23 protein-coding genes and 1 tRNA gene are annotated in these 25,640 nt (G+C 69.6%); 14 read left to right on the top strand and 10 right to left on the bottom strand.

The window, feature by feature from the left end; translation table 11 throughout:
• The first annotated feature begins 109 nt into the window (after positions 1 to 109).
• From QK288_RS15055 to QK288_RS15035, 5 genes are all read left to right on the top strand, one after another.
• The gene (locus QK288_RS15055; RefSeq protein WP_281265088.1) at positions 110 to 1,339 is read left to right on the top strand and encodes an ATP-binding protein; all 1,230 of its coding nucleotides are present in this window, start codon (positions 110 to 112) and stop codon (positions 1,337 to 1,339) included.
• Between the two features lie 101 nt (positions 1,340 to 1,440).
• A complete protein-coding gene (locus tag QK288_RS15050; RefSeq protein WP_281265087.1) occupies positions 1,441 to 2,529 on the top strand; it encodes a hypothetical protein in 1,089 nt (362 codons plus the stop codon).
• Positions 2,516 to 3,217: a response regulator gene (locus tag QK288_RS15045; protein ID WP_281265086.1), complete on the top strand. Its 702-nt coding sequence runs from the start codon at positions 2,516 to 2,518 to the stop codon at positions 3,215 to 3,217. The genes QK288_RS15050 and QK288_RS15045 overlap by 14 nt, the downstream gene beginning before the upstream one ends.
• Entirely contained in the window at positions 3,217 to 3,849 is a 633-nt protein-coding gene (locus tag QK288_RS15040; protein WP_281265085.1) for a thymidine kinase, read from the top strand. Before QK288_RS15045 ends, QK288_RS15040 begins: the two co-directional genes overlap by 1 nt.
• A 383-nt stretch (positions 3,850 to 4,232) precedes the next feature.
• Positions 4,233 to 5,273, top strand: coding sequence for an LLM class flavin-dependent oxidoreductase (locus QK288_RS15035; RefSeq protein ID WP_281265084.1), 1,041 nt, complete (start codon positions 4,233 to 4,235; stop codon positions 5,271 to 5,273).
• A 36-nt stretch (positions 5,274 to 5,309) separates the two neighbouring features.
• Here QK288_RS15035 and QK288_RS15030 read toward each other — a convergent pair whose 3' ends face one another.
• The 7 genes from QK288_RS15030 to QK288_RS15000 all read right to left on the bottom strand — a co-directional run bounded on the left by QK288_RS15030 (position 5,310) and on the right by QK288_RS15000 (position 11,717).
• Positions 5,310 to 5,933, bottom strand: a complete 624-nt coding sequence (locus tag QK288_RS15030; protein ID WP_281265083.1) for a response regulator transcription factor — start codon at positions 5,931 to 5,933, stop codon at positions 5,310 to 5,312.
• Positions 5,930 to 6,955 carry an ATP-binding protein gene (locus tag QK288_RS15025; protein ID WP_281265082.1) on the bottom strand — a complete coding sequence of 342 codons (1,026 nt, stop codon included), beginning with the start codon at positions 6,953 to 6,955 and terminating at the stop codon, positions 5,930 to 5,932. The genes QK288_RS15030 and QK288_RS15025 overlap by 4 nt, the downstream gene beginning before the upstream one ends.
• Positions 6,956 to 7,107: 152 nt before the next feature.
• Positions 7,108 to 7,590: a hypothetical protein gene (locus QK288_RS15020; RefSeq protein WP_281265081.1), complete on the bottom strand. Its 483-nt coding sequence runs from the start codon at positions 7,588 to 7,590 to the stop codon at positions 7,108 to 7,110.
• 38 nt (positions 7,591 to 7,628) lie between these two features.
• Positions 7,629 to 9,953, bottom strand: coding sequence for a glycoside hydrolase domain-containing protein (locus QK288_RS15015; protein ID WP_281265080.1), 2,325 nt, complete (start codon positions 9,951 to 9,953; stop codon positions 7,629 to 7,631).
• Positions 9,954 to 9,963: 10 nt separating this feature from the next.
• A complete protein-coding gene (locus tag QK288_RS15010; RefSeq protein WP_281265079.1) occupies positions 9,964 to 11,013 on the bottom strand; it encodes a hypothetical protein in 1,050 nt (349 codons plus the stop codon).
• A 172-nt stretch (positions 11,014 to 11,185) separates the two neighbouring features.
• A tRNA-Pro gene (locus QK288_RS15005) sits at positions 11,186 to 11,259 on the bottom strand.
• A 95-nt stretch (positions 11,260 to 11,354) separates the two neighbouring features.
• Positions 11,355 to 11,717: a peptidoglycan-binding protein gene (locus QK288_RS15000; RefSeq protein ID WP_281265078.1), complete on the bottom strand. Its 363-nt coding sequence runs from the start codon at positions 11,715 to 11,717 to the stop codon at positions 11,355 to 11,357.
• A 145-nt stretch (positions 11,718 to 11,862) separates the two neighbouring features.
• On the opposite strand from QK288_RS15000, the gene QK288_RS14995 reads away from it, so the two are divergent.
• Positions 11,863 to 12,279: a peptidoglycan-binding domain-containing protein gene (locus QK288_RS14995; RefSeq protein WP_281265077.1), complete on the top strand. Its 417-nt coding sequence runs from the start codon at positions 11,863 to 11,865 to the stop codon at positions 12,277 to 12,279.
• An 18-nt stretch (positions 12,280 to 12,297) separates the two neighbouring features.
• Here QK288_RS14995 and QK288_RS14990 read toward each other — a convergent pair whose 3' ends face one another.
• Together QK288_RS14990 and QK288_RS14985 are read right to left on the bottom strand one after the other, a co-directional pair.
• Complete coding sequence (locus QK288_RS14990; protein WP_281265076.1) at positions 12,298 to 13,251, bottom strand: metallophosphoesterase; 954 nt, start codon at positions 13,249 to 13,251, stop codon at positions 12,298 to 12,300.
• Positions 13,248 to 15,887, bottom strand: coding sequence for a transglycosylase domain-containing protein (locus QK288_RS14985; RefSeq protein WP_281265075.1), 2,640 nt, complete (start codon positions 15,885 to 15,887; stop codon positions 13,248 to 13,250). The genes QK288_RS14990 and QK288_RS14985 overlap by 4 nt, the downstream gene beginning before the upstream one ends.
• Positions 15,888 to 15,937: 50 nt before the next feature.
• On the opposite strand from QK288_RS14985, the gene QK288_RS14980 reads away from it, so the two are divergent.
• Both QK288_RS14980 and QK288_RS14975 read left to right on the top strand, forming a co-directional pair.
• Positions 15,938 to 16,096, top strand: coding sequence for a hypothetical protein (locus QK288_RS14980; RefSeq protein WP_022907077.1), 159 nt, complete (start codon positions 15,938 to 15,940; stop codon positions 16,094 to 16,096).
• Positions 16,093 to 16,554: a RidA family protein gene (locus QK288_RS14975; RefSeq protein ID WP_281265074.1), complete on the top strand. Its 462-nt coding sequence runs from the start codon at positions 16,093 to 16,095 to the stop codon at positions 16,552 to 16,554. Before QK288_RS14980 ends, QK288_RS14975 begins: the two co-directional genes overlap by 4 nt.
• A gap of 78 nt (positions 16,555 to 16,632) precedes the next feature.
• On the opposite strand, the gene acs is transcribed toward QK288_RS14975, so the two are convergent.
• On the bottom strand, positions 16,633 to 18,600 hold the full coding sequence (acs, locus tag QK288_RS14970; RefSeq protein ID WP_281265073.1) for an acetate--CoA ligase: 1,968 nt from the start codon (positions 18,598 to 18,600) through the stop codon (positions 16,633 to 16,635).
• A gap of 625 nt (positions 18,601 to 19,225) precedes the next feature.
• On the opposite strand from acs, the gene QK288_RS14965 reads away from it, so the two are divergent.
• From QK288_RS14965 to tmk, 6 genes are all read left to right on the top strand, one after another.
• A complete protein-coding gene (locus QK288_RS14965; RefSeq protein ID WP_281265072.1) occupies positions 19,226 to 20,251 on the top strand; it encodes a TadA family conjugal transfer-associated ATPase in 1,026 nt (341 codons plus the stop codon).
• 59 nt (positions 20,252 to 20,310) lie between these two features.
• Entirely contained in the window at positions 20,311 to 21,123 is an 813-nt protein-coding gene (locus QK288_RS14960) for a hypothetical protein (protein WP_281265071.1), read from the top strand.
• 83 nt (positions 21,124 to 21,206) lie between these two features.
• The gene (locus QK288_RS14955) at positions 21,207 to 21,419 is read left to right on the top strand and encodes a DUF4244 domain-containing protein (protein ID WP_281265070.1); all 213 of its coding nucleotides are present in this window, start codon (positions 21,207 to 21,209) and stop codon (positions 21,417 to 21,419) included.
• Positions 21,403 to 21,753: a TadE family type IV pilus minor pilin gene (locus tag QK288_RS14950; protein ID WP_281265069.1), complete on the top strand. Its 351-nt coding sequence runs from the start codon at positions 21,403 to 21,405 to the stop codon at positions 21,751 to 21,753. Before QK288_RS14955 ends, QK288_RS14950 begins: the two co-directional genes overlap by 17 nt.
• Before the next feature lie 475 nt (positions 21,754 to 22,228).
• A complete protein-coding gene (gene topA, locus QK288_RS14945) occupies positions 22,229 to 24,994 on the top strand; it encodes a type I DNA topoisomerase (RefSeq protein WP_281265068.1) in 2,766 nt (921 codons plus the stop codon).
• Entirely contained in the window at positions 24,991 to 25,623 is a 633-nt protein-coding gene (gene tmk, locus QK288_RS14940) for a dTMP kinase (RefSeq protein ID WP_281265067.1), read from the top strand. Before topA ends, tmk begins: the two co-directional genes overlap by 4 nt.
• Positions 25,624 to 25,640: the final 17 nt, after the last annotated feature.

Below are 25,640 nucleotides of genomic sequence, written 5' to 3'. Positions count from 1 at the left end.
GGTATCATCGACCCAGTCGTCGCCCGGTGCCCGATCCGGGGTACACGGCCGGACCATCGGTGGTTGGATCGTGGGCGGCGCTCCCTGGCTCCCGGAAGGACGATGCACCGTGCTCGGCATCCCCACGCACCTCGCTCCGCGCGTGAACGCGTGGTCGACGGTGCGGGCGTTCCACGCGGCGGCCATCGGCTCCCTCGTCGCGGCAGCGATCACCCTGCTGCTGTTCCGTGCCAGCGACCCTGACGTCCGCATCATCGGCGCCGTGCTCGCGCTGGTGCCGATGCTCGGCATGATCGGCGTCCACGTGCAGTTCGGCACGTGGCGGTCGGCGATCGCCTTCCTGGCCGTCGGCGGAGCGTGCGCCTGGTGGTTCACGCACGTCGTCCAGAGCGAGATCGCCGTGCCGTGGGTGACCTCGTACCTGTTGTCGCTCGTCGTGATCCCGCTCGTGCTCGTCGGCGGTGCCGGCGCGGTGCCGGGCAGGGTCGTCCTCTGGTCCATCGCCGGCCTCGTCGTCGGCCGCATCGCCACGACCATCGCGATCGTCCAGGTCGGCGGTGCCGGCCATCCGCTCGTCCTGGCGTGGGTGACGCTCGCGTTCGTCGTGGCGATCGTGCTGGTCGCCGGCCGCAGCACGGCACGGTCGCAGCGCGTCCAGCCGGAGCTCCTCCGCTCGGCGCGAGAGGAGCACGTGTCGGCGTACCGCTCCGGCGTCGAGGCAGAGGCCTCCGCGATCCTGCACGACACCGTCCTCAACCACCTCGGCGCGATCGCGCTGGCACCGGACGGCCCGATGGACCAACACCTCGCACGGACCGTCGAGTCCGACGTGGCGATGCTCACCGGCCGCGAGTGGCTCGCTCCGGAGCCGCGCGCCGACGGGGGAGCGGCGGTCGAGGCCTTCGAGCACGTCGTCGAGGAGCACCGCGCCCACGGGCTCGAGGTCGTCGTGACCGGGGACCCGTCGGCCATCGCGCGACTCGAGCCGGCCGCGGTGACGGCCCTCGTCCGTGCGGTCGGACAGTGCCTGGCGAACGTGCGGAAGCACGCCGGCACCGACACCGCCGAGGTGAGCGTGTTCGACGACGGCGTCGCGTGCACGGTCATGGTGGTCGACGACGGCCGCGGCTTCGACGAACAGCAGACCGGCGCCGACCGGATGGGGCTGCGGAACTCGGTCCGGGAGCGCGTCGGCCGTGTCGGCGGCGACGTGCAGGTGTGGTCGTCACCCGGGACCGGCACGAGCGTGATGATGACGGTGCCGTACGGCGCGCTGACCGGATCCGTCCGGTCGATCGGTCGCACGGACGGCGACGACCACCTGGAGTCCGCGTCGTGAGCGGCGGCCGGAGCGGGTCGGCGCCGGACCCGACGACGCGGAGGACGATCCGTCGCGCAGTCCTGGGCAGAACCGCGCAGCAGTACGACCCGCTCGGGGCGATGGGATCGAGGCCGCTCGCCGTAGTCCTCGGTGCGGTCGGCGTCGTGTGGGCGATCATCGTCTCGGTGTTCGACCGTGACGTCGTCGGCAGCCCGACGCTCAGCGCCCTGACCGTCCTGCTCCTCGCGGCGTCCGCAGCGGTGGTGATCACGGCGTCGAGCCCGTTCCGCGCGCCCTTCCCGCGCTGGGCGTTCGTCCTCCACGTCGGGCTGCTCGCGCTGGCCGCGGTGACGAGCGTCGCCGCGCAGTGGGGGCCGGACGAGAGCGCACTGAACGACTTCATGTCGCTGCTCACGGCGACGGGCATCGTGATGGTGGCCCCGTACCGCCCGTGGCGTGACCTCGTGGTCGGCGGCGTGGTCCTCGCGGTGGTCGACGGTGTCGCTTGGGGCGTCGCGGCGGCACAGTTCCCGAACGGCGTGCCGGTGGCCGTCGCGGCCTTCCTCGCGGCCGCTCCGACCCTGGTCCTCACCGCGGCGGCCGGGGTCTTCGCCTGGACGTTCGGCGGTCTCGCGGAGCGTGTGCAGATCCGCGCGGGCTCGTACTCGGTGGCGCGGGCCGAGCGCGACGGCATCGCCGCGAGCGTGCAGCAGGACCGCTCGATCATCCTCGCGCGGGACGTCGCACCGTTCTTCGCCGAGCTCCGCACCCGCGAGACGATCACGGACGCGGACCGGGCCCGTGCCAGGTCCATCGCCGACGGGATCCGCCGCGCGATGGTCGCCGACGCCGACCGGACGTGGTTCGAGCAGGCCGTCCGTGCCGAGGGCGGCGCGGGAGCGGCGATCGACGATCCCGACGGGCTCATCAGCACGCTCGACGCGGACCAACGCACGGTCGTCAGGACGTTCGTCCGGGCCGCGCTCCGCGCCTCCACCGTCGATCCGGCGGGCTTCCGCGCCTCCGTGCAGCGCGTCGCGGACGGCCGCGTCGAGATCGCCCTCGACGTCGCGGTCGCCGACTCGGACGTCGGCATCCACCGCACGTTCGACCCCTACTTCGCCGTCCTCCGCGTCACCTTCCCCGACCTCGACGTCGCGGTCCGTCCCTCGTCCCTCGCACTAAGGTTCTCGTATGACCAGCACTGACCCGAACAGGCTGACGGAAGGGATGCCAGCCCTGCCGAACCCCGGATCCCGCCGGGTGCGACTGGCCATCCTCGACGACCACGAAGTCCTCCTCGACAGCCTGTCGAGCTGGATCGCCGTGAACGCCTTCGACTTCGACCTGGCCCTCACCGCGCACACCTGGCTCGAGATGGTGCACAGCGACAGCTTCCCGACCGACCTGGTGTTCCTGGACTTCCAGCTCAAGGAGCCGGTCTCGATCGAGGCCCGCGTCCGCACCTGCCGCGCCGCCGGCGCGAAGGTCATCGTCCTGTCGAGCGTCGACACGCGGGAGTCCCGCGACCGTGCGCTCGCCGCCGGTGCCGCTGCATTCCTGTCGAAGTCGCTCCCGATGCGCGAGGTGATGGACGTCGCCCGCGACGTGATGGGCGTGGAGCGGGAGACCCCGACCCAGCGTGAATGGCGTCCGCTCCCGACCGGCGCGACGGCCCACCAGCGCCCGAAGCTCAGCCACGGCGAGGAAGAGGCGCTCCGGCTGTACGTGTCCGGCTACTCCACGAACGAGGTCGCGTCGCAGATGAACGTGCAGTACGAGACCGCGAAGACCTACCTGCGCCGCGTCCGCGAGAAGTACGCCAAGGTCGGCCGTCCCGCGTCGAAGAAGTCCGACCTGATCCGTCGCGCGGCGGAGGACGGCTTCCTCTCCTAGTGGCGAAGCTGTACTTCCGCTACGGGGCGATGAACAGCGGCAAGAGCACGGGGCTCCTGCAGGCCGCGTACAACTACGAGGAGCGCGGGCACCGGGTGCTCCTCGCGAAGCCGTCCGTCGACACGAGGGGGGACCGCGAGATCGTCTCCCGCCTCGGCGTGACGCGGGAGGTCGACATCGTGCTGCCGGCCGACGTCGACGTGCGTGGTGCGGTCACCGACGCCGGTGCCACCGACCCCGAGTCCGACCGGCTCGACGGCATGGTCCGTCCGGTCAGCTGCGTGCTCGTCGACGAGGCGCAGTTCCTCACCCCGATCCAGGTCGACGACCTGCTGCGCATCGCGGTCCTCGACGAGGTCCCGGTGATCGCGTACGGCATCCGCACCGACTTCCGTACAGAGGCCTTCCCCGGCAGCCGGCGCCTGCTCGAGGTCGCGCACTCGCTCGAAGAGCTCAAGACGATCTGCCGCTGCGGCCGCAAGGCCGTGTTCAACGCCCGCAAGGTCGACGGCCGCTTCGTGTTCGACGGGTCGCAGGTGGCGATCGACGGGGTCGACGTCGAGTACGAGTCCCTCTGCGCGAACTGCTACCTGACGGAGTCGGGCGGCCGTCTCGACGGCGAACTGGCCTGACCGCGCGCCCAGGCACGCACGGGTGCGATGACTGCACCGGGGGCGACGCGAGCGTCCGTCGTTGCGGCGAGCGCGGCTCTCGACCCGGCCACGGGACGGACGGGAGGCCCGGTGCGAGCACACCACGGGCCTCCCGTCCGCCGTCGTCACCGGTCCGCAGCCGTCACCGGTCCGCCGTCGTCACCGGTCCGCCGTCGTCACCGGTCACGACACACCGCTCGCGTCCGGCGAGCGGCCGCGGATCGTCGTCGTCGGCGACGCGGCGCGACGAATCGTGACCACCCGGCGGACGGGCGGCGGTGTGTCGTGACCGTTCGGCCCTCCGGCGGCGCTGCACCTGCGCACCGCGGAATGCACGCGCGGCGGCAGGCGTTGCCGCCCACATGAGCGACGCATCCGTGCACCTGTCCGTCCTCGACCTGGCGACCCGCGAGTACGGCCAGTCCAACACCGAGGCGCTGCAGGGCTCCATCGACATGGCCGTGCACGCCGAGAAGCTCGGCTACGAGCGGTTCTGGGTCGCCGAGCACCACGGCATGCCCGGGATCACCTCGTCGGCTCCTGCCGTGCTCCTGAGCGCCGTCGGGGCCGCGACCAGCACCATCCGCATCGGCTCCGGCGGGGTGATGCTGCCGAACCACGCGCCGCTCGTCGTCGCCGAGCAGTTCGGGACCCTCCGCGCGCTCTACGGCGACCGCGTCGACCTCGGCCTCGGGCGTGCCCCCGGGACCGACGGGGCGACCGCGATGGCGCTCCGCAGGACCGACCGGCTCGACGTCGACGACTTCCCCGAGCGGCTCGCCGACCTGATCGGATTCTTCACCGGCATGGACGAGTCGAACCCGCTCGCGCGCATCCGCGCCGTCCCCGGGTACGGCGACGTGCCCGAGTTCTGGCTGCTCGGTTCCTCCGGCTACAGCGCGCAGGTCGCCGGTGCGCTCGGCATCTCGTTCGCGTTCGCGCACCACTTCGCGTCCGACAACACCGAGGCCGCGCTCGCGCTCTACCGGGACTCGTTCCGTCCGTCGCGCTTCCGGTCGGAGCCGAACGCGCTCATCGGCGTGCAGGTCGTCACGGACGAGGACCCCGCCGTCATCGAGGAGCAGAGCGCCCCTGGCATGATCTCGTTCATCCGGATGCGGCAGGGGGCGAAGCCCGAGCCGGTCTCGATGGACGAGGCCCGTGCCTACGAGTTCAGTGACCTCGAGCGCCGGTTCATAGCGGCGCGCACGGAACGCCAGGCGTACGGGTCCGCGGACCAGGTCGCGTCGAAGATCAACTCGCTGCTCGAGTCCACCGGGGCGAACGGCGTGATCGTCGCACCTGGTGCGGCACAGGCGCGGTACCGGCACCAGGCGCTCGACGTCGTGGCGTCGCTGCACGAGGCCGGCCGCCTGGTGCGGCCGTCCGTCGCGGTCGGCTGAGGGGCGCGTGCCCGCTGGCTGGCCGGGAGGCTCTGGCTAGGTGAGCAGGCCGAGTCGCGTGGCCGTCGCCACGGCTCCCACCCGGCTGGTCACGTCGAGCTTCCGGAACACGTTGTAGACGTGGCGCTTCACCGTCCCGACCGCGAGGCCGAGGTCAGTGGCGATCTCGGCGTTCGAGTGCGCAGCGGCGATCAGCCGGAGCACCTCGACCTCGCGGTCGCTGAGCGGCGACCCCGCCTGGGTGTCGCTGACGACGTCCACCGGGAACGTCACCGGGGCGGCCGGTCCGGTGCTCGCACGGACGATGCGTTCGACGAGCTCGCGGCTCGGGGTGTCCTTCGTCACGAAGTCGACGGCGCCCGCGTCCAGGAGTGCCCGCCGGAGGACGGCGTCCCGGTGCATGGTCAGCACGACGACCGCGATGCCCGGGTGGTTCCGGCGCACGGTGGCGATGGTCGTGCGGGCGGGGGGACCGTCGAGCTCGACATCGAGGAGGAGCACGTCGATCGCCGCCGCCTCTGCGCCCTCCAGGACCTCGGCCGGGCGCTCCCCATGGGCGACGACGCGGATCGTCGGGACCGACGACAGGATCGTCGCGAGCCCCTCACGGAACAGGCGGTGGTCGTCGACGATCGCGACGTGCGTCACCGCCGACGTCACAGTGCGCCCTTCGGCACGACGAGTGTGACCGTCGTCCCGGCACCAGGAGCGCTCGTCACGTCGAGCCGCGCGCCGACGAGGGACGCCCGCTCCCGCATCGTCGTCTGGCCGAGCCGGCCCTGCACCATCGTCCCCTGGTCGAAACCAGGACCCTCGTCGCGGATCGTCACGGTGACCTCCGACGAGCCCCAATCGAACCGCACGTGGACCGGGGCTTCGCGCGCGTGTTTCCACCAGTTGGTCATCGCCTCGAGCAGGATGGTCAGCGCCTCTTCCGCCCGCCAGTTGACGAGCGTGACCGGCGAGCCGTTCGACTCGACCGTGACGCGTTCCGTGTCCGGGAACAGGTCTGCGACGTGGCGGGTGAGTGCGGCGTCGAGCGTGTCGTCGCCGACCCGGGCGTGCAGGGCGACGGCGAGGTTCTGCACGTCGCCGAGGGCACGGCGGAGTTGCGCGGCGGCTGCCTCGAGCTGCGCGACGCGCTCCGGAGCCGGGGGATCGGTCAGCAGGGCGAGCTCGATGCGCTGGAGCCCGGCGAGGATCCCGTGCGCGACCCGGTCGTGCAGGTCGCGCGCGATGTGGGCCCGGGAGTCGAGGTTCGCCGTGGTGACGCGCTGGCGCAGCGCCTCGGTGTAGGCGACGGCGCCGGCCGGGAAGCGGCTCCAGATGCCCGCGTGGAGTGCCCGTGACGCGCGGAGGAGTTCGGCAGCGGTCGTCGCCCCGACCTCGTCCACGAAGATCGGCAGGTACTCGTCGAACAGGACCTCCGCGGCCAGCATCGCTCCTGCCGGGTGCTGCAGGCGTTCGGCGTGCAGGGCACCCGTCGCGAGGTGCTCGTCGGCGAGGAGGAGATCGCTGGTGATGGCGCGTTCATCGCCGTGGGCGTACCGGTGGTGTGCGTCCTCGAGCATCGACGTCACGTTCTCGAAGAGGCTGGCTGCCATCACGGGGTCGTCGCGGAGTTCGGGGAACATCGTGCCGATGCGGGCGACGACGGGGGCGAGGCGGTCGGTGGTCTGCATGTCGCCCTTCAGGCTAGCGGTGGTCGGAGTGGCCGAGCAGACGCTGATGGATCGATGTGTCTCGAGGAACAGCGGGAACGACGGAGGCCTGGATCATCCGACGTCCGGCTGTCATCGATCTCGCCGCAGCGCATCCCTGCCGGCGCGAGACGTCAGGACAGAGGCGGAACCGCCAACACTGCGCCGACGGCGATGCATGCGACAACGACCACACCGACCAGGGCGATCGTTCTACCCGGCCGGACGCGGGTCGATGCGATCGCGGCGGTGGTCAGGAAGAGGCCGACGTGGAGCAGTGGAATGCCGGCGTTGATCACGGTCGAGACCGGATGGGCGTTGTCGGTGGACCCCAACGCGATCAGGAAGAGAAGGACCACCGCCCACATCACCGAGGTGACCATCCCGATCACCGTCGACACGGTCACGATCCTTCCGACAAGCGACGGTGACCGCGGTCGGAGCGTCGCGCTGAGGAGTGCGATGTGCCCGACGAGGAGCATCGCCATCCACCAGCCAGCAGGTTCGACCGCGTTGACGCCGGCAGGATACTGGATCCAATTCGTGAACTCAGTGGCCAGCCGACCGACGGTGAGTTCGATGAGGACCGCGCAAGCAGTGAGCGCGACTGCGATCACGGAGCGGAAGACAACGAGTGCGGATGTCGGCGGGTCACTCATCTGATCCCGCCGCGCGTCATCAGCGTGTCAGCGCACGCGGCCGCGAATTCGGCAAGTTGGCTGGACGTGGGGTCGACCTGGCCTTCTTGGAAGCCCTTCCTCGGCACCTCGGGCCACGGCCAGCCGTGCCACAGTGAATCGATGTTGCTGATGATCGAATCTCGGAGCGACATGTCGTCACGACTGAACCGCCGCCGGAGGAATTCGGCGATCCGGTCTCGCGGATCTGGGAAGCGCACGAGCCAGTAGGCGAAGCTGTCGACGAACGAGGTCTGGCCTCTGGTTTCAGACCCGATCAGATATCCGTCGGCGTCCGAGATGAGATCGACGAGAGTGAACTCTGAGGTGGAAGAATCCGTGCCGCCGAGGTTGCGTTCGACGAACGCCTTCACTGACTCGCCCTTCTGGAACTTGCAGTAGTTGGCCCAGAGCTGGACGACGTCGAGTGCCCAGCCGCCGAGATCTCCCATCCCGACCACGGCTGATCCGCCGTCGGTCCACCAGTAGTTCAGGCCCTGCGTGACGACAGCGAGGTGCTCGAGATCCCCAGCGTATTGGGGAACCAGGTTCGCGACGGCCCCCGCTGCTGCGAAGTACTGTTCGCGTGCGCGGCTGAGCGGTGCGGCTGGCATTCCCGGACGATCTTCGGGCCACGGGGCGTACACCAGGAAGGGCCCGTAATGGTACTTGTCGCTCATCAAGAACGCGAAGACCAGGGCGTTGGCCATGTTGTCGGAGTAGACGCCCTGGTTCTGGCTCTTCAAGGCCGTCTCTGCCAGCAACTGCGTCTCCACCAGTCTCCAGTACAGAGCCCGAGTGGCGTCGTCGTAGTCGGGGGTCCTCATCACGAGGTCGCGCCCTGCCGGTCGCGCGCGTTCCGAAACGGCATTTCGATCGATGTTGATGGACGTGATCTCCTGGATTTGGTTGTACCACCAACCGGCGGGCATCGGGTACCCCAGGTTGCCGCTGTACCCAGTTGACATCCCGCTCACCCAGATCGCAGATGCGAGTCCGCGCTCTGCAACTTTTGCCGCGATGTTCCGCGTCGCATAGATTCCGACCTCGTAGGTCTGTGCAACGGAGTGTTTGAGTCCGTCGCGGACTCCTTCGAAGTACGGCACGAGCAGCGATTCGATCTCGGTTTCGAATGCGTCGTAGTCAACCGCGAAGAATATGGTGACCCCACCACGTATCCCGAGTTGTCGGGCACGCGTCGCTGCCTGCTTGCCGTGGTCCAAGCCGAGCGTCCTCGTGAAGTACTGCGGGCCGTTGTTGAAGTTCTGGAAGATGGGTACGAGTTCGAGGCCCGCTGCGAAGATCGTGTCGAGCTCGCCGGCGCCGATCGACTTGCCTGTCACTGTCAGGTACCGGCCGACCACGCGGTATCCATCGGCGTGGCGCGCGGCGGCGAAGGCAGGAGTGAGCGCAGTCGTCGTGTCGAAGCCCGACACCGGTCGGTTCGGGTTTCCGGTGCTGACGAGCAGGGCCGCCCACGTGTCGTAGTCGCCGTTCCCCGTGGCGGCGATCTCCAGGAATCGCTGGAAATCCAGCGTTGACGTGCGGGTCGCAGTACTGAACGTTCCGGACCGTGCAACGTCGTATCCGTTGAAGGCGAGCGCGAGTTGGAAGAGGGAAACGAACTTCTTGGATCCGTCCGACGATCCAGAAGTCACGCTGGCCTGGTCTCGCAGTCCGGTCTGCGTACCCGGGCCGAAGTTACCGTTTGCGACTCCGTCGGCCATACCGATCTCGTACTGGATGGCGAGCATGAGCCCACGCTGGACATCGCGTGTGAAACGCCCATCGCACGGAACGATGTAGTAGTCCGCGCGAGTGGTGTAGCGAGAGTTGAGCCATTGTTGGCCTGCGCGTACGAGCTCAGAACCGGCCCCGACCCGCACATAGGCGTCCAACGTGAGGAGCGACTTCATGAGCTTGACGTCCACTCGAACGCCTGTCGCGAGACCGACATCCTTTCGAACGTTGCCCACCGAAGCAGCGATCACGTCGTCCCATGCGCCGATCTTCGTACCACCGGTGTAACCCTTGCACCACAGTGCGCATTGGAGGATCCCGACGATGTTGGGTTTCGTCGCGGACCCCACTGATCCGACTTTGGACTCGTACGCGCTGTGCGTTGCTGGTCCGAACGCATCGGAGAGGGACGTGATCCCGAGCTCGTGCTGAAGCGCACGGGTCAAGGCGTACATCGTCCCCCAACCGGTGATTCCGTCTTCGACGAGACGCGGCACACCGCTCACTGAGGCGTAGGTCGTGTTGATCCACTTCTGTGAGTTCATCACCCAGAGATCGGCCATGAGATCGTTCCTAAATCTTGCTGGTGAAAGCGGCTGCGACTCGCGGCCGCCCCGACTCGGACACGGCCGATGCTGATTCGGCCCCCGTCACACGTTGCAGGGGGTCGCTGTGGATGGGGCCGCAGAGGCTGACTCTCGCCATGCTGATGTCTCGTGGGTCGTCCGTGATCGGAGTTGGATGCGCAGAGAGGGCGATGCTCAGCGTTGCGCCGGCGGCCAGCGCCTGTTGCAGGGTGAGGACGATGGTGGTTGCGCCGCTGTCCGACGTTGTGGCCTGTGTGGTCCGAACAGTCTGAAGCGGATCGTCCCCTGCGAACACGTCGGTGATCTCGAGCACGCAGATACTCGCGTCGACGGCGATCGACACCTGTGTTCCCGTCGGGACATCGCCGGGGCCGACACTGTTCAAGCGAATGTAAGCGGGGTACGAATAACGATCTGAGCCGTCCCTGTCTCCCACGAGGAGGTCATCCCAGACGACTGCGATCGACCCGCCCCAGGCCGAGCCCGACACAGCGTCCGGGTGATCAGGAACCACGGTGAGTTCCGCGCCCGTGCTCGCAGCATCGGTTCGCACCCGCACGCGTGTTGGGCGGGGGTCCGCGACAGCATCGTTCGGGTAGTCCGCGGTGCGCTTCAGCGGAACCCCGACCGTGATTGCTCGTTGCTCCATGTCGCTCGATCGGTCGAGCGCTGGGAGAGCCATCGACAGCGTGGCGGTGTCGCCGTCACGCCCGTCACCCCCGACAACCGCGAGTTCGTGTGTCGTGCGGATGCCTGATGCAGCAACACTGTCGGCGCTGGTGGGGGACATCACCCGCGGGTCGTAGTCGACCTCCAGGGTCGACCCGTTCAGCAGTGACAGATCGCCGCTGATCGTCACTCCCATGAGCTCTGCGAACGGGAGGGCCGAGGTGTAGGCCGCATCGAAGACGTAGCTCGTGGTCGTGAGGGGAACGATCTCGAGGCTCCCGGAGTCCGCAGCAGCTCCAGCCGTCGCGCTGGCGTTCGACACCGTTGTGAGTGGTGCTGCAAGCCCCACCGCGCCAGCGCCGAGCATGAACCATCGACGAGAAACCGTCACCTTTACCCCAAGCCTTCATGTGCGAGATTTCAGCCTAGGGTGCTCGCTCCTGCGTTCCTCAACGAAGCAGGTGGATGTGTCCATGGTTGTAGGCGGCACGTCAGTGACAGCGAAGGCCCGGGTCCGTGTGGACCCGGGCCTTCATGTGTCGGGGTGACAGGATTTGAACCTGCGACCTCCTCGTCCCGAACGAGGCGCGCTACCAAGCTGCGCCACACCCCGAGGTGTGATCGTCGCCCGCACGGAGCGACCTGGAAAGTCTAGCGGATGATCGGGGGTGCTCGTGACCATCCTCGCCATGGTCACGAGCACACCGCTCAGTAGAGGCTCATGCAGCCGGCGTTCTTCTGCGCGGCGCTCCACGACGGGCCGTCGAGCGGCACACAGAGGTAGCGCCAGGTGTTCTTACCGACGATGCCGTCGGCGGTGAGCCCGAAGCCTCGCTGGAAGGCCACGATGTTCGCGCGGGTCGCCGGACCGAAGATGCCGTCGGCGGTGATCGCCTGGATCTGCTGGATGTACTTCACGCAGTTGCCGGTCGATCCCTGACGGAACTGGCTCGTCACGCAACCGGATGCAGCCTTCGTCGAGACTGGTGCGGCGTTGGCGACAGTGCTCGTGCCGAAGGTGGCGACGACCGCCCCGAGCACGATGGCGGGGACGGCGAGTCGGCGGATCATGGTGTGCAAGCTGGGGCCTCCATCTGGTCGTTCGCACCGAGCGGTGCGGTGACGATTCTGCTGGGCGCCGTCGCGGGCAGGTGACTCGGGTCATCGACAATGTGTCCTGAGGCGTAGTCGAGATCGAGACGAACTGATACGTTGCATGTCAGTCCTCGACGAACTGGAGACCTCGATGAACCGTGCCGGTGCCCTCCGCACGATCGTGCTCTCGACCGTGGTCGCCGGAGGGCTCGCGCTCCCGCTGGCGACCCCCGCGGCTGCACGGGCCGTTCCGGCCGGATGCGTCACGAAGATCCTGCGCGCTGGCGTCGACGACGAGTTCTGCGTCGCCCGACTGCAGTCGCTCCTCAACTACGACCGCTTCCGCTTCGGGCAAGCGCCGATCGCCGTCGACCGGCGGTACGGGCCGCTCACCGACGGTCGGGTCCGTGTCGTGCAGAGCCGGTCGTGGATCACGATCGACGGGATCGTCGGCCCGGGGACCTGGCGCGTCCTCTGCGTGCCGGACGCCGCCGGGTTCACCGCGATGCAGGTCTCGGTGGGATGCGCGACGCTCTGATCGGACTGGAGCGGCTGGTCAGACGCGGGCGGTCAGGGTGACGACGACTGCCTCGGGGCGGCACGCAAACCGCACCGGCGCGTAGATCGACGTCCCGAGGCCGGCCGACACCTGCAGCCAGGCCCAGTGCGTCCGGTTCTGCCAGCGGTGGAGGCCACTCGCGTACTTGCGGGGGAGGTCGCAGTTCGTGACGAGGGCACCCACACCGGGGACGGCGACCTGCCCGCCGTGCGTGTGCCCGGCGAAGATCGCGTCGGCACCCTGTCGGACGAACGCGTCGAGCACGCGGCGGTACGGGGCGTGCGTGACGCCGATCGACACCGGTGCCGGACCGTCTTCGTCTTCGGACCAGGGGACGTCGCCGCGCATCTCGTCCACGTTCGTCGGGAGCAGGTCGAGGCGGTCCCAGTTGCGGTGTGCGTCGGACGTGCCGAAGAGCTCGAAGCGTGAGCCACGGACCTCGATGGCGTGTGCCTTGTCGTTGAGGTCGAGCCAGCCGAGCGACTCGAAGAACGCTGTCTGGCGTTCGATGTCGAGGTCGACCGGCTTCGCGGACGCGTGCAGCTTGCTCGGGCCGCCGAAGTACTTCAGCGGGTTGCGGGGGGAGGGGCCGTAGAAGTCGTTCGAGCCGTACACGAACGCGCCGGGGACACCGCGGAACGGCTCGAGCGCGTACTCGACCGCTGCGTTCGCCGTCGGGTGCCCGAGGTTGTCACCGGTGTTCACGATGAAGTCGGGTTCGACCAGGCTCAGGTCGCGCAGCCACTGCTGCTTGTCCGCCTGCCACGGCGCCATGTGGATGTCCGACAGGTGCAGGACGACGACGTCACGCGAACCAGGCGGCAGGATCGGCATCGTCTCCCAGCGGATCTCGAACCGCCGCCGTTCGACGAGCGTGCCCCACGCGGCAGCGCCGGCGCCGGCCGCAGCTCCTGCTGCGAGGACGCCGAGCGCTGCCCGGCCGCGGGTCACTTGCAGTCCTTGGGGGCCTTGCCGTCCTTGTTGCCGAACAGGGTGAGGTTGATCGTGGTGTCCTTCGACGCAGCGGTTCCTGCGCCCGGATCGACCGCGGCGACCTTGCACTGGTTCTTGCCGTCTCCCGGCTGGTACTGATCGGCGACGCTCACGTTCCCGAAGCCGGCGCCGTTCAGCGCCGAGCGGGCGTCACCGACAGACTTGCCCGCGACCTCCGGCACCGTCGACTGGGAACCGTCCGTCGTGTAGACGGTCACGCTCGAGCCCTTCGACAGCGCGGACCCACTGGCCGGGGAGGTCGACAGGACGGTCCCGGCAGTCCCTGCGCCTGGCTGCGTGCCGCCGTCGACGTAGGTGAAGCCGGCACCGCTGAGCGTGGCGCGGGCTTCGTCAGTGGTCTTGCCCGCCACGTCCGGGACGGTGATGCTGTTCCCGCGGATCGACGACGAACTCGGCGCCTGGAACGGGGCCCCTGCGTACTGGGTGTTCACGATGCTCTGCGCCTGACGCCACAGCGACGTTCGAGACAGCGAGTAGAGACCGTGCGGGCCGGCGACCTTGCGCAGACTCTGCTTGCCCTCGATGTTGCCGAGCCACGTGGCGGTCGCGATCTTCGAGGTGGAGCCGACGAGCCAGATCTGGTCCGCTTCGTCGGTGGTTCCCGTCTTGCCGAACTCGTCGTAGCCGTCCGGCGTCCGACCGCCACCTGCGGTACCGACCGTGAGCACCTTCTTCATCGCGTAGATGGCGGTCTGCGCGACCGACGGGTCGATCGCCTGCGTGCACTCCTTCTGCTGCCCGCCGAGCGCCTTGCCCTCGGCGTTCGTGACGTTGTCGATCACGATCGGACGGCAGAACGTGCCGTTGTTGGCGATGCCGGCGTACGCGGCGGCCATCGTGAGCGGCGCGATGTAGTTCGTGCCGAGGACGGCCGACGCGTTCAACGCGATGTCCGTGGTCGTCTTCTGCGACATGTCGTCGCCGTAGCCCTGCACGGTGGCCCGGGGGTTGGCGAGGTGGACGCCGAGGCTGTCCGCGGTCTTCCGGATGTCGCAGTAGTCGAGCTTCTGCGCCATGTTCACGAAGGCGACGTTGACCGAGCGGTACGTCGCACTCTCGACGGACATGTTGCCGCCCTCACCGGCGGAGTCGTTCTTGGGCGTGTAGCCGCCGCCGATCCCGGACCGGGAGCCGCAGATCGGGTAACTCGTGAAGGCACGCGGCGTCCCGCTCACGGTCTCGTTGAGCCCGTGCCCGTTCTGCAGCCAGTTCAGGAGCGTGAAGACCTTGAACGTCGAACCCGTCTGGAAGCCCTCACCGCCGCCGTACTTCGAGTCGACGTTGAAGTTGATGCCGGAGTCCGTCGACGGCGCACACGCGTTCGGATCGGCCCCCTGCACGTCGCACCCGGCCAGCTGGTTGTAGTTCTTGTTCTGCACCATCGTGATGACCCGGCCGGTGTCGGCCTCGACGGAGTCGATGGTGCCGCCGAGCTTGAACCGCGCCTCGGTGTTCGGCGCGTAGCTGTCGATCAGGTCCTTCTGCTGGTTGTTCAGACCGACGTCGAGCGTCGTCTGCACGGTGTAGCCGCCGTTGCGCCATGCCGCCTTGCGCTCCTTCGCGGTTGCGCCGAGCTGGGGCATCTCCTTGACGACCTGCACCGCGTAGTCGCAGAAGAACTGCGACCCGAAGCCCGCCGAGGCCTTGCAGCCCTGGGTCGGCGCGGTGAGGTGCACGTAGTCCGCCGGCTTCGACGCGATGGCCGCGTCGAACTGCTCCTTCGTCAGGTGCTTCTGGGCGTACATCGACTTGAGGATGACGTCGCGACGCGCGACGTTGGCGTCGTAGAACTTCGGGTCGGAGAGGTTCCGGGTGTTCGGCGACTGCACGATCGCCAGGATGGACGCGGCTTCCTGCGGGGTGAGGTCGGTCGCGTTCTTGTTGAAGTAGTGCTGCGCGGCTGCCTGCACGCCGTAGGTCTGGTCGCCGAAGTACGCGATGTTGAGGTACCCGGTGAGGATCTCCTTCTTCGAGTACTTCTTCGCGAGCCCGATCGCGAGCTTCATCTCCTCGAGCTTGCGGGGGATGGTCTGCTCGACGGCGTCCTTGTACGCCTTCTGCTGCTCTTCCAGCGTCGGGAGCTCCAGTGCCTGCTGCATCTTGATGTTGCGGACGAGCTGCATCGTCAGGGTGGAGCCACCACCGGACTCGCCGAGCCCGCCGGCGAGCGAGCCGACACCCGCGCGGACGAGCGAGGTCATGTCGACGCCGCCGTGGTCGTAGAAGCGCTTGTCCTCGCCGTCGATGGCCGCGTTCTTCAGCTGGTCGCTGATCTGGTCGAACTTCAGCTCCTGACGGTTCTGGTCGTAGACCGTCGCCAGGTGGACCGGCTGACCGTTCTGGTACGCGAGGACCTCGTTGCGCTGCGGGAGTTCGCCGATCTCGATGTACTCCGGGAGCGACTCGAACACGCCGATCGTCGAGGTCGTGGTGACCCCGGCGACGGCGATGGCCGGGGTGACACCGATGGTGACCAGGAGTCCGGCGAGCACACTGAAGCCGACGAATCCGATGAAGGCGCCGACTGCAGAGACGGGCTTGGTCCGCGAGGCAGACGTCTTCTGGGCAGACATAGGATGCAGCCTAAACGACACCCACGACCGGAAGGCTGGCAAGGAACCGCATGACTCGCTGGGAATACCTCACGACGCCGTTGATCATCCACAACACCACCGCCATCCTCAACAACTTCGGTGACGAGGGCTGGGAGCTGGTCCAGGTCGTCACCGGCCCCGAGGGTGGGCTCGTTGCGTACCTGAAGCGCCCGAAGGCCGACGCATGACCGTCGCGGCACGTCTCGCCGAACTCGGCCTCGAGATCCCGACCGTCGCGGCCCCCGTCGCCGCGTACGTCCCGGCGGTCGTGACCGGGCAGTACGTCTACACGGCAGGGCAGCTGCCCTTCGTCGACGGCGCGCTGCCGGTGACCGGCAAGGTCGGCTCCGAGGTCGACGCGGACACCGCGACGGCACAGGCGCGACAGGCGGCGCTGAACGCGCTGGCGGCCGTACAGTCCGTCGCCGGGTCGCTCGAGCACGTCGCCCGTGTCGTGAAGGTCACGGTGTTCGTCGCGTCCGACCCGTCGTTCACGGGACAGCCCGGCGTCGCCAACGGCGCGTCGACGCTCGTCGGCGAGGTCTTCGGCGACGCCGGCGTCCACGCGCGGAGCGCGGTGGGCGTCGCGGTGCTCCCGCTGGACGCGCCGGTCGAGGTCGAGCTGGTGGTGGAGCTGACCGCCTGACGGCGGTGACCGACGCGCCGAACGCAGGTGGGGCCTCCCGTCCGACACGGACTGGAGGCCCCACCTGCGTGATGCGGACTACATGAGTTCCGCGATGGTCGCCATGATCGTCGGGTCGGCCAACGTCGTCGTGTCGCCGATGCGACGGCCCTCCGCCGCGTCGCGGAGCAGCCGGCGCATGATCTTGCCCGACCGCGTCTTCGGCAGCTCCGGCACGATCGTGATCTGCCGCGGCTTCGCGATCGCTCCGATGCGCGTGCCGACCCAGGCGCGGAGCTCGGCGGCGACGGCGTCGCGGTCGACCCCCTCCGCCGCCTCGGACGTCAGGATCACGAACGCGACGATCGCCTGACCCGTGGTCTCGTCGGCCGCGCCGACGACGGCCGCCTCGGCCACTCCCTCGTGTCCGACGAGTGCCGACTCGATCTCCGCGGTGGAGAGCCGGTGTCCGGAGACGTTCATGACGTCGTCGACCCGGCCCTGCACCCAGATGTCGCCCTGCCCGTCGAGTCGCGCCCCGTCGCCGGCGAAGTACCGGCCGGGGAAGCGGTCCCAGTACGTCTCGACGAACCGGTCCGGGTCGCCCCAGATGCCGCGCGCCATCGACGGCCACGGCTCGGTGATGGTGAGGTAGCCGCTCTCGCCGGGGTCGGCACGGTGGCCCTCGTCGTCGACGATCTCGGCGACGATGCCGGGCAGCGGCGTCTGCGCCGCGCCGGGCTTGAGCTTCGTGACACCGGGCAGCGCGGAGATCATGATCGCGCCGGTCTCGGTCTGCCACCACGTGTCCACGATGGGCGTGCGGTCGTGGCCGATGACCTGGCGGAACCAGTGCCACGCCTCCGGGTTGATCGGTTCGCCGACGCTGCCGAGGAGTCGCAGGGTGTCCAGGCTCCGCGCGTCCGGTACCTGGCGCCCGCCCTTCATGGCGGCGCGGACCGCGGTCGGCGCCGTGTAGAGGACCGTCACGCCGTACGCGTCGACGATGTCCCACCAGCGGCCGGGCTTCGGCTCGTCGGGGGTGCCCTCGTAGAGGACCTGCGTCACGCCGTTCGCGAGCGGGCCGTAGACGACGTACGTGTGCCCGGTGATCCAGCCGATGTCGGCGGTGCACCAGTAGACGTCCTTGCCCGGGTGCATGTCGAACACGTTCTTGTGCGTGTACGCGGCCTGCGTGAGGTAGCCGCCCGAGGTGTGCACGATGCCCTTCGGCTTCCCGGTCGTGCCAGACGTGTAGAGGATGAAGAGCGGGTTCTCCGCGGGGAAGGCCTGCGGCTCGTGGGTCGGGTCCGCCTTGGCGAACTCGTCGTGCCACCAGAGGTCGCGGTCGTTCCACGCGATGTCGTTGCCGCCGCGCTTGACGACGACGACGTGCTCGACGCTGTCGGTGCCCTCGCCCTGCAGCGCCTCGTCGACCGCGGGCTTCAGCGGGGCGACGGCCCCGCGGCGCCAGCCGCCGTCAGCGGTGACGACGAGCTTCGCGCCGGCGTCCTCGATGCGGGCACGGAGGCTCTCGGCGCTGAACCCGCCGAACACCACGGAGTGCACGGCGCCGATGCGGGCGACCGCGAGCATCGTGACGACGGCCTCGGGGATGAGTGGCATGTAGACGACGACCCGGTCGCCCTGCTCGACGCCGAGGTCCGTCAGCATGTTCGCGGCGCGCTGCACGTCGGCGGTCAGCTCGGCGTAGGTGATGCGCCGCGTGTCGCCGGGAGCGCCCTCGAAGTGGATCGCCACCCGGTCGCCGTTGCCAGCACGGACGTGCCGGTCGAGGCAGTTCTCGGCGACGTTCAACGTGCCGTCGTCGAACCACTTCGCGAACGGTGCCCCCGACCAGTCGAGGGTCCGCGTGAACGGCGTGCGCCAGTCCAGCAGGCTCTTCGACTGCTCGGCCCAGAACGCTTCGCGGTCGGCGGCGGCCGCGTCGTGCAGACCCTGGTCCGCGACGGCGTCCGCGACGAACTCCGGGGGCGGCGGGAAGGTGCTGCTGTCGTCGTGGTGGCCGTCGTCGTGTCGTTCGTCGACGTTGGTCGGAGTGGACATCGATGTCCTTTCGCGTCGTTGCGTCCGGGGTGCAAACGGAGACTACCCCTCGGTGTGGACGCGTCGTGCGCGGCGCCGCCAGGGCGTTCCGGGCCGTGGAACCCGTGTGTCGTCGACGGGTCCTCGTTCCGGTCGGAGGGATTCGGTGAGGACTCGGCGCGTCGGGGTTGCCCGCAGGGCCTCGTCGTGGGGTACAGTAGATCCCGCCGGACTCGTTTCCGGCGGCATCGGATCGGATTCCCCCCAATCCTCCGTTGTCCTGGCGGCACCTGTTCCCCCCAACCGGTGCCGCCTCTTCTTTTCCCCGGACCGGTCCGCCGTGCAGCGTCGCGCGACGGACCGGTTCCGTTCGGGACGATCCGCGTCCGTCCGCGGAACGGTGGACAGACCGGTCCATGCTGCTGCATGGACCTCCGGTGGCGTCGGGCCGACTCCGCGGCGCCCCGGACGGCGCGAGTCGGCGCTGCGCGGGTCGCACCGCGGCGTCGACCGGCGTCCGAGCGCTCCGGGGTACGCGCATTGTGATCGGGGGACAAAACTGTCCACTGGTGTGGACGACGAGCCCGTCCTCCCCGATTCGCGGCGAGCGGCGAGCAGAGCGGCGCGCAGACCTAGCGTTCCGGAGATGCACCGCCACCGCGCCGTCCCCTCGCCGTTCCTCCCGGGTGCGGCCGTGCCCCGACGCGCTCGACGGGGGATCGACCCGGTCGAGTTCGAGGAACTCGCTCCGCTCGTGGCGGACGACAGCGTCACCGATGTGCTGGTGTCCGGCGGTCTGGGCGTCTGGCTCGACCGGGGCGACGGGTTGGTCGACTCCGGGATCGTGCTGGACGAGGAACGGACACGCGAACTCGCGACACGACTGGTCGCGCTCGGTGGCCGGCACGTCGACGAGAGCACCCCGGTCGCGGACGTCCGGCACGGTGACGGGGTCCGGGTGCACGTCGTCCTGGCGCCGGTCTCCGTGCGGGGGACGACGCTGTCCCTCCGCCTGCCTCGTGGTGCACCGCCGACGCTCGATGCGCTCGAGCGGAGCGGGACCTTCGAGCGGGTACCCCGCGGATTCGTGGAGGACGCCGTCCAGCGCCGACGCAACGTGCTCGTGTCCGGGGCGACGGGCAGCGGGAAGACGACGCTCCTCGCCGCGATGCTGGCCATCGTGCCGCGCGACGAGCGCATCGTGACGGTGGAGGACGTCGCAGAGCTCCGGATCGACCACCCGCACGTCGTGTCGCTCGAATCGCGGCAGGCCAACGCCGAGGGCGCCGGAGCGATCGGCCTCGACCGGCTCGTCCGCGAATCCCTCCGGATGCGCCCGGACCGGATCGTGGTGGGGGAGTGCCGTGGGGCAGAGATCCGCGAGCTCATGTCCGCGCTCAACACCGGACACGACGGTGGAGCCGGCACGGTCCACGCGAACGGACTCGACGACGTCCCCGCACGCCTCGAGGCGCTCGGCGCGCTCGCTGGGCTCGGGCCGACCGTGCTGTCCCGGCAGGCGGTCAGTGCGTTCGACCTGGTGCTCCACGTGGAGCGTCGGCGGGGCGTGCGTCGGCTCGCAGCGGCCGGGAGGCTCGGGGTCGACCCGGCAGGGCGGCTCACCGTCGAACCCGTGGTAACGGGCACCGGCCGGTCGGGTCGGCGCGGGTGACGCGTCCTGGTCGTCCTGGTCGTCTTGCTCGTCTTGCTCGTTCTGGTGCAGCGGACGCCGTGGGTGCGGCTCGGCTGCTCGACCGTGTCGCGACGCTCGTCGCCGCCGGGGTACTGCCGTCCCGGGCGTGGGCGCTGGCGGCGGCGGCCGGCCCGCCCGTGGTCGCCTGCCCCGCATGGGAGGACGTGCGCACCGTCACGACGGTCGCCGCCAGGACCGGTGCGCCGATCGCGCCGACGCTCCGCGCCCTGGCCGCGGCGCTCCGGCGGGCAGCGGCAGGGGACCGAGCCGTCCGGGTGGCGCTCGCGGGGCCCCGCACGAGCGCGAACGTGGTCCTCACGCTGCCGGTGCTCGGACTGCTGCTGGGATCGCTGTGGGGGATCGACACGGTCGGCGTGCTCACCGGGACGCCGATCGGCTGGGCGTGCTGCACCGGTGCAGCCCTGCTCGTCGGGGTCGGCCGCGCCTGGTCGGCCCGACTCATCCGCGCAGCGACACCCACCGGACGGATCCCCGGCGTCCTGCTCGACGCCTGGGCCGTGGCGCTGTCCGGCGGCGGGTCGTGGTCCGGCGCCGGCGAAGCCGTTCGCACCGCCCTGCCGGACCGCGCCGTGGACGCTGCGGAACGACGACGGCTCGCCGAGGTGCTCGACCTCGCACGGCGCGCGGGGGTGCCGGCGGCAGCTCTCCTGCGCAGTGCGGCCGAGGACCTACGGGACGACGTCGCGTCGGAGTCGCTCGCGGTGGCGGAGCGGCTCGCGGTGCGCCTCGTGCTGCCGCTCGGGACCTGCGTCCTGCCGGCGTTCGTCCTCGTCGGGGTGGTGCCCGTCGTCGTCGGGATCCTCTCCTCCACCGTGAACGGAACGGGGTGATCGCTCCACGGGTTCGCCGCTCGTGGCCCGGCCCCGACGGAGGATCGCGAGGCTGGATGCACCAGTTCAGAAGGGACCCCATCATGACCGAACGACCGAACCCACCATCCGCACCAGCTCGCCGAACCTCGGGACTCGCTGCCCGACTCCGCGACGACCGTGGTTCCGCGACCGCCGAGTACGCCGTCGTCATCCTGGCCGCCGTGGCGTTCGCGGGGGTCCTCGTCGCGGTGATGCGCTCCGGCGAGGTCCAGGCGATCCTGACCGAACTCGTCCGCGGTGCCCTGTCGCTGTGAGCACGGCTCCGACGAGCGCGGGGCGGTCACCGTCGAGTTCGCGGTCGCGCTCCCCGTGCTCGCGGTCGTCGTGTCGCTGGCCATCGGGGGTGTCGTGCTCGTCGACGGGCAGGGACGGCTCCAGTCTGCTGCAGCGACTGCCGCCAGGGCGTACGGCCGTGACGACGACGCTGCTGCACGAGCGGCGCTCGCCGGGATCGCCCCGGGCGCGACGAGCTCCGTGACCCGGTCAGACGAACTCGTGTGCGTCGTCGCCGAACGTCGGTCAGGGCCGGGGCCGCTCGCGGCGATCACCCTCCGTGGTGCGTCGTGCGCGGCGACGGGCGGCCGGTGAACGAGCACGGGTCGGCGACGGTCCTGCTCGTCGCGGTCGTCGCCGCGGCCACGATCGTCGTCGGCTCGGTGCTCGCGGCCGCCGGTGCTCGAGTCGTGTCCGTCCGTGCGCAGTCGACGGCGGACGCCGCCGCGCTCGCCGGTGCCGCGGCCGCCGTCCGGCTGGTGTCCGGTGCACCGTGCGACGCCGCGTCGCGGGTGGCCAGGCGCGGCGGGGCGGACCTCACCGGTTGCTCGACGAGCGGCGCGTTCGTCCGCGTCGTCGTCGAGCTCCGGTCCGGGCCGCTCCGTCTCGGGGCGACCGCGGTCGCCGGTCCCCGACGGACCCCTGCCGATCGACCGGACCGAGATCGTCCGGCGGGCATCCCCGCCACTGTGTGTATGGTGTGCCTGTCGGCCCGCCGGTCATCGATGTCCCGGTCGACCCGGACGCTTCCGTGTCCCAGGGCCGACAGCACCATCGATCAAGGAGTCACGTGCCAGGCACGAAGAAGCTCGTGATCGTCGAGAGCCCCGCGAAGGCGAAGACGATCGCGCAATACCTCGGTGACGGATACGAAGTCCAGGCGTCAGTCGGACACATCCGTGACCTCGTCGAGCCCAAGAACCTCCCGGCAGAGCTGAAGAAGGGCTCGCTCGGCAAGTTCTCGGTCGACGTCGACAACGGGTTCGAGCCGTACTACGTCGTCTCCGACGCGAAGAAGAAGACCGTCGCTGAACTCAAGCGTGCCCTCAAGGACGCCGACGAGCTCTACCTCGCAACAGATGAAGACCGCGAAGGCGAAGCCATCGCGTGGCACCTGCTGCAGGTCCTGAAGCCGAAGGTGCCCGTCAAGCGGATGGTGTTCCACGAGATCACCAAGGAAGCGATCCAGCGCGCCCAGGAAGCGACGCGTGAGCTCGACACGGCCCTCGTCGACGCCCAGGAGACCCGCCGCATCCTCGACCGCCTCTACGGGTTCGAGGTCTCCCCGGTGCTGTGGCGCAAGGTCGGTCCGGGGCTCTCGGCCGGTCGTGTGCAGTCCGCTGCCACCCGCCTCGTCGTGGATCGTGAGCGCGAGCGTCTCGCGTTCGTCTCGGCGAACTACTGGGACCTCACCGCACGGTTCGAGAAGGCCGGGGACAGCGCGTTCACCGCCAGGATCGCGCGGATCCACGGCACCCGTGTCGCGTCCGGCCGTGACTTCGACGACCGGGGCACGACGACCTCGGACGCCGTCGTCCTCGACGAGGCCTCGGCCACCGCCCTGAGCTCGGTGATCGAACGCGCCGGCGACGCCGTCGTCCGCAGCGTCGACTCGAAGCCCTACACGCGTCGTCCCGCCGCGCCCTTCACGACCTCGACACTGCAGCAGGAAGCCGCTCGCAAGCTCCGCTTCTCGGCTCGCCAGACGATGAGCGTCGCGCAGTCGTTGTACGAGAACGGCCACATCACCTACATGCGAACCGACTCCGCGTCGCTCTCGCAGCAGGCGATCGCCGCCGCCCGGAAGCAGGCAGCCGATCTGTACGGCGCAGAGACGGTGCCGGACAAGCCCCGCAGCTACGCCGGCAAGAGCAAGAACGCCCAGGAAGCCCACGAGGCGATCCGCCCGGCCGGAGACGTGTTCCGCACGCCGTCGCAGATGGAGAAGGTGCTCCGCGGCAACGACTGGAAGCTCTACGACCTCATCTGGAAGCGCACGGTCGCCTCGCAGATGGCGGACGCGAAGGGATCGACCGCGTCGGTCGTCCTCGGCATCACCTCGACGGAGCCCGTCGAGGGCATCGCCTCCACCGCGACGGGCACGGACGTCGAGTTCACCGCGTCCGGCACCGTGATCACGTTCCGCGGCTTCCTCAACGCGTACGAAGAAGGCAAGGACGAGGAACGCCACGAGGCATCGTCGAACGGCGCGGACGCCAAGCTGCCGTCGATGACCGAAGGCGACCACCTCGGCGTGGACGAGGTGGAGGCGAAGGGTCACGACACGTCCGCCCCGCCGCGCTACACCGAGGCGAGCCTGGTCAAGACCCTGGAAGAGCTCGGCATCGGCCGACCCTCGACCTACGCGGCGATCATCTCGACGATCGTGGACCGTGGGTACGTCACGCCCCGCGGCAGCTCGCTCGTGCCGAACTGGATCGCGTTCAGCGTGGTGCGACTGCTCGAGGACTACTTCGGCGACCTGGTGCAGTACGACTTCACCGCCGAGATGGAGAACGACCTCGACCGCATCGCCAGCGGCGAGGAAGACCGCGTCGACTGGCTCAACGGGTTCTACTTCGGCGGTGGCGACCAGCGCGGTCTCCGGACGGTCATCGACAACCTCGGCGAGATCGACGCGCGAGAGATCAACTCCGTCGAGCTCTCGCCCGGCCTCACGCTCCGCATCGGCCGCTACGGCCCGTACATCGAGACGCCGAGCGACGACCCGGAGAAGCCGCGTCGGGTGAACGTCCCCGAGGACCTCGCCCCCGACGAGCTCACCGCCGAGAAGGCCCGCGAGCTGGTCGAGGCGCCGGTCGTCGGTGACCGCGTCGTCGGCATCAACCCGGAGAGCGGGAAAGAGGTCCTCGCCAAGGACGGCCGGTTCGGCCCGTACGTGACCGAGCGCACGCCGGAGCCGGAACCCGAGGTCGACCCGTCCACGGGAGAGGTCCTGAGCAGCAGCGCGTCGACCGCGACGGCGACCGCCACGAAGGCCGAGCCCGCAACGAAGGCCAAGAAGACGACGAAGAAGGCCGCAGCGCCGAAGGAGCGCACGGCGTCCCTGTTCAAGTCGATGGACCCGCAGTCGGTCGACCTCGAGACGGCGCTGAAGCTCCTCGACCTGCCCCGCACGGTCGGCACCGACCCCGAGTCCGGCGACGAGATCACCGCGCAGAACGGTCGCTACGGCCCGTACCTGAAGAAGGGGACGGACACCCGCACGCTGCCGAGCGAGGACGCGATCTTCGACGTCGACCTCGCCGGTGCGCTCGAGCTGTTCGCGCAGCCGAAGTACGGCGCGAAGCGTGCGGCCAGCGCCGCGCTCAAGGAGTTCGACGCCGACCCGGTGTCCGGCAAGCCGATCAAGATGAAGGACGGCCGGTTCGGTCCCTACGTCACCGACGGTGAGACGAACGCCACCATCCCGCGCGGCGAGGACGTCGAAGCGGTCGACTTCGAACGTGCCGTCCAGCTCATCGCGGACAAGCGTGCAAAGGGCCCGGTCAAGAAGAAGACGACGACCCGGCGTGCTCCCGCCAAGAAGAAGTGACCGGTCGGTTCATCACCCTCGAGGGCGGCGACGGCGCGGGGAAGACCACCCAGGCCGAGTTGCTCACCGAGTGGCTCGAAGCGAACGGACGCACCGTCGTTCGGACGCGTGAGCCAGGGGGGACGGACCTCGGGCTCCGTATCCGCGAGATCGTGCTGCACGAACGCGGCCACGTGTCCGCCAGGGCCGAGGCACTGCTCTACGCTGCGGACCGTGCCCACCACGTCGAGACGGTCGTGCGTCCGGCGATCGCCCGTGGCGACGTCGTGCTGCAGGACCGCTACATCGACTCATCGGTGGCGTACCAGGGTGTCGCACGCGGCCTCGGTGCCGAGCACATCCGCTCGGTGTCCGACTGGGCGGCCGACGGCCTCGTGCCGGACCGCACGGTGCTCCTCGACCTCGACGTGACCGAGGGTCGTGCCCGTGTGGCGGCCGCCCGCGGCGACACCTTCGACCGCCTCGAGTCCGAAGCCGCTGCGTTCCACGAATCGGTCCGCTCGGCGTTCCTCGGCATGGCCGCGGCAGAGCCCGAGCGGTTCTTGGTCGTCGACGCTGCCGAGCCCGCCGACGTGGTCCAGCAGCGGATCCGTCGCGCACTCGCCCCGCTCGTCGGGATCGACGCGTGACCGGGCTCGTGGCTCGA

Source organism: Curtobacterium sp. 9128 (genome assembly GCF_900086645.1).
Lineage (GTDB): Bacteria > Actinomycetota > Actinomycetes > Actinomycetales > Microbacteriaceae > Curtobacterium.
This window is presented reverse-complemented; position numbering and strand designations above follow the sequence as displayed.

Bases quoted from the DNA above. Each gene is read 5' to 3' on its own strand.
- QK288_RS15050 (WP_281265087.1), top strand. From the start codon at position 1,441: ATGGGATCGAGGCCGCTCGCCGTAGTCCTCGGTGCGGTCGGCGTCGTG.
- QK288_RS15015 (WP_281265080.1), bottom strand. From the start codon at position 9,953: ATGGCCGATCTCTGGGTGATGAACTCACAGAAGTGGATCAACACGACC.
- QK288_RS14980 (WP_022907077.1), top strand. From the start codon at position 15,938: ATGACTCGCTGGGAATACCTCACGACGCCGTTGATCATCCACAACACC.
- QK288_RS15010 (WP_281265079.1), bottom strand. From the start codon at position 11,013: ATGCTCGGCGCTGGCGCGGTGGGGCTTGCAGCACCACTCACAACGGTG.
- QK288_RS14985 (WP_281265075.1), bottom strand. From the start codon at position 15,887: ATGTCTGCCCAGAAGACGTCTGCCTCGCGGACCAAGCCCGTCTCTGCA.
- QK288_RS14975 (WP_281265074.1), top strand. From the start codon at position 16,093: ATGACCGTCGCGGCACGTCTCGCCGAACTCGGCCTCGAGATCCCGACC.
- QK288_RS14965 (WP_281265072.1), top strand. From the start codon at position 19,226: ATGCACCGCCACCGCGCCGTCCCCTCGCCGTTCCTCCCGGGTGCGGCC.
- QK288_RS15025 (WP_281265082.1), bottom strand. From the start codon at position 6,955: ATGCAGACCACCGACCGCCTCGCCCCCGTCGTCGCCCGCATCGGCACG.
- acs (WP_281265073.1), bottom strand. From the start codon at position 18,600: ATGTCCACTCCGACCAACGTCGACGAACGACACGACGACGGCCACCAC.
- QK288_RS15000 (WP_281265078.1), bottom strand. From the start codon at position 11,717: ATGATCCGCCGACTCGCCGTCCCCGCCATCGTGCTCGGGGCGGTCGTC.
- QK288_RS15035 (WP_281265084.1), top strand. From the start codon at position 4,233: ATGAGCGACGCATCCGTGCACCTGTCCGTCCTCGACCTGGCGACCCGC.
- QK288_RS15045 (WP_281265086.1), top strand. From the start codon at position 2,516: ATGACCAGCACTGACCCGAACAGGCTGACGGAAGGGATGCCAGCCCTG.
- QK288_RS14995 (WP_281265077.1), top strand. From the start codon at position 11,863: ATGTCAGTCCTCGACGAACTGGAGACCTCGATGAACCGTGCCGGTGCC.
- QK288_RS14955 (WP_281265070.1), top strand. From the start codon at position 21,207: ATGACCGAACGACCGAACCCACCATCCGCACCAGCTCGCCGAACCTCG.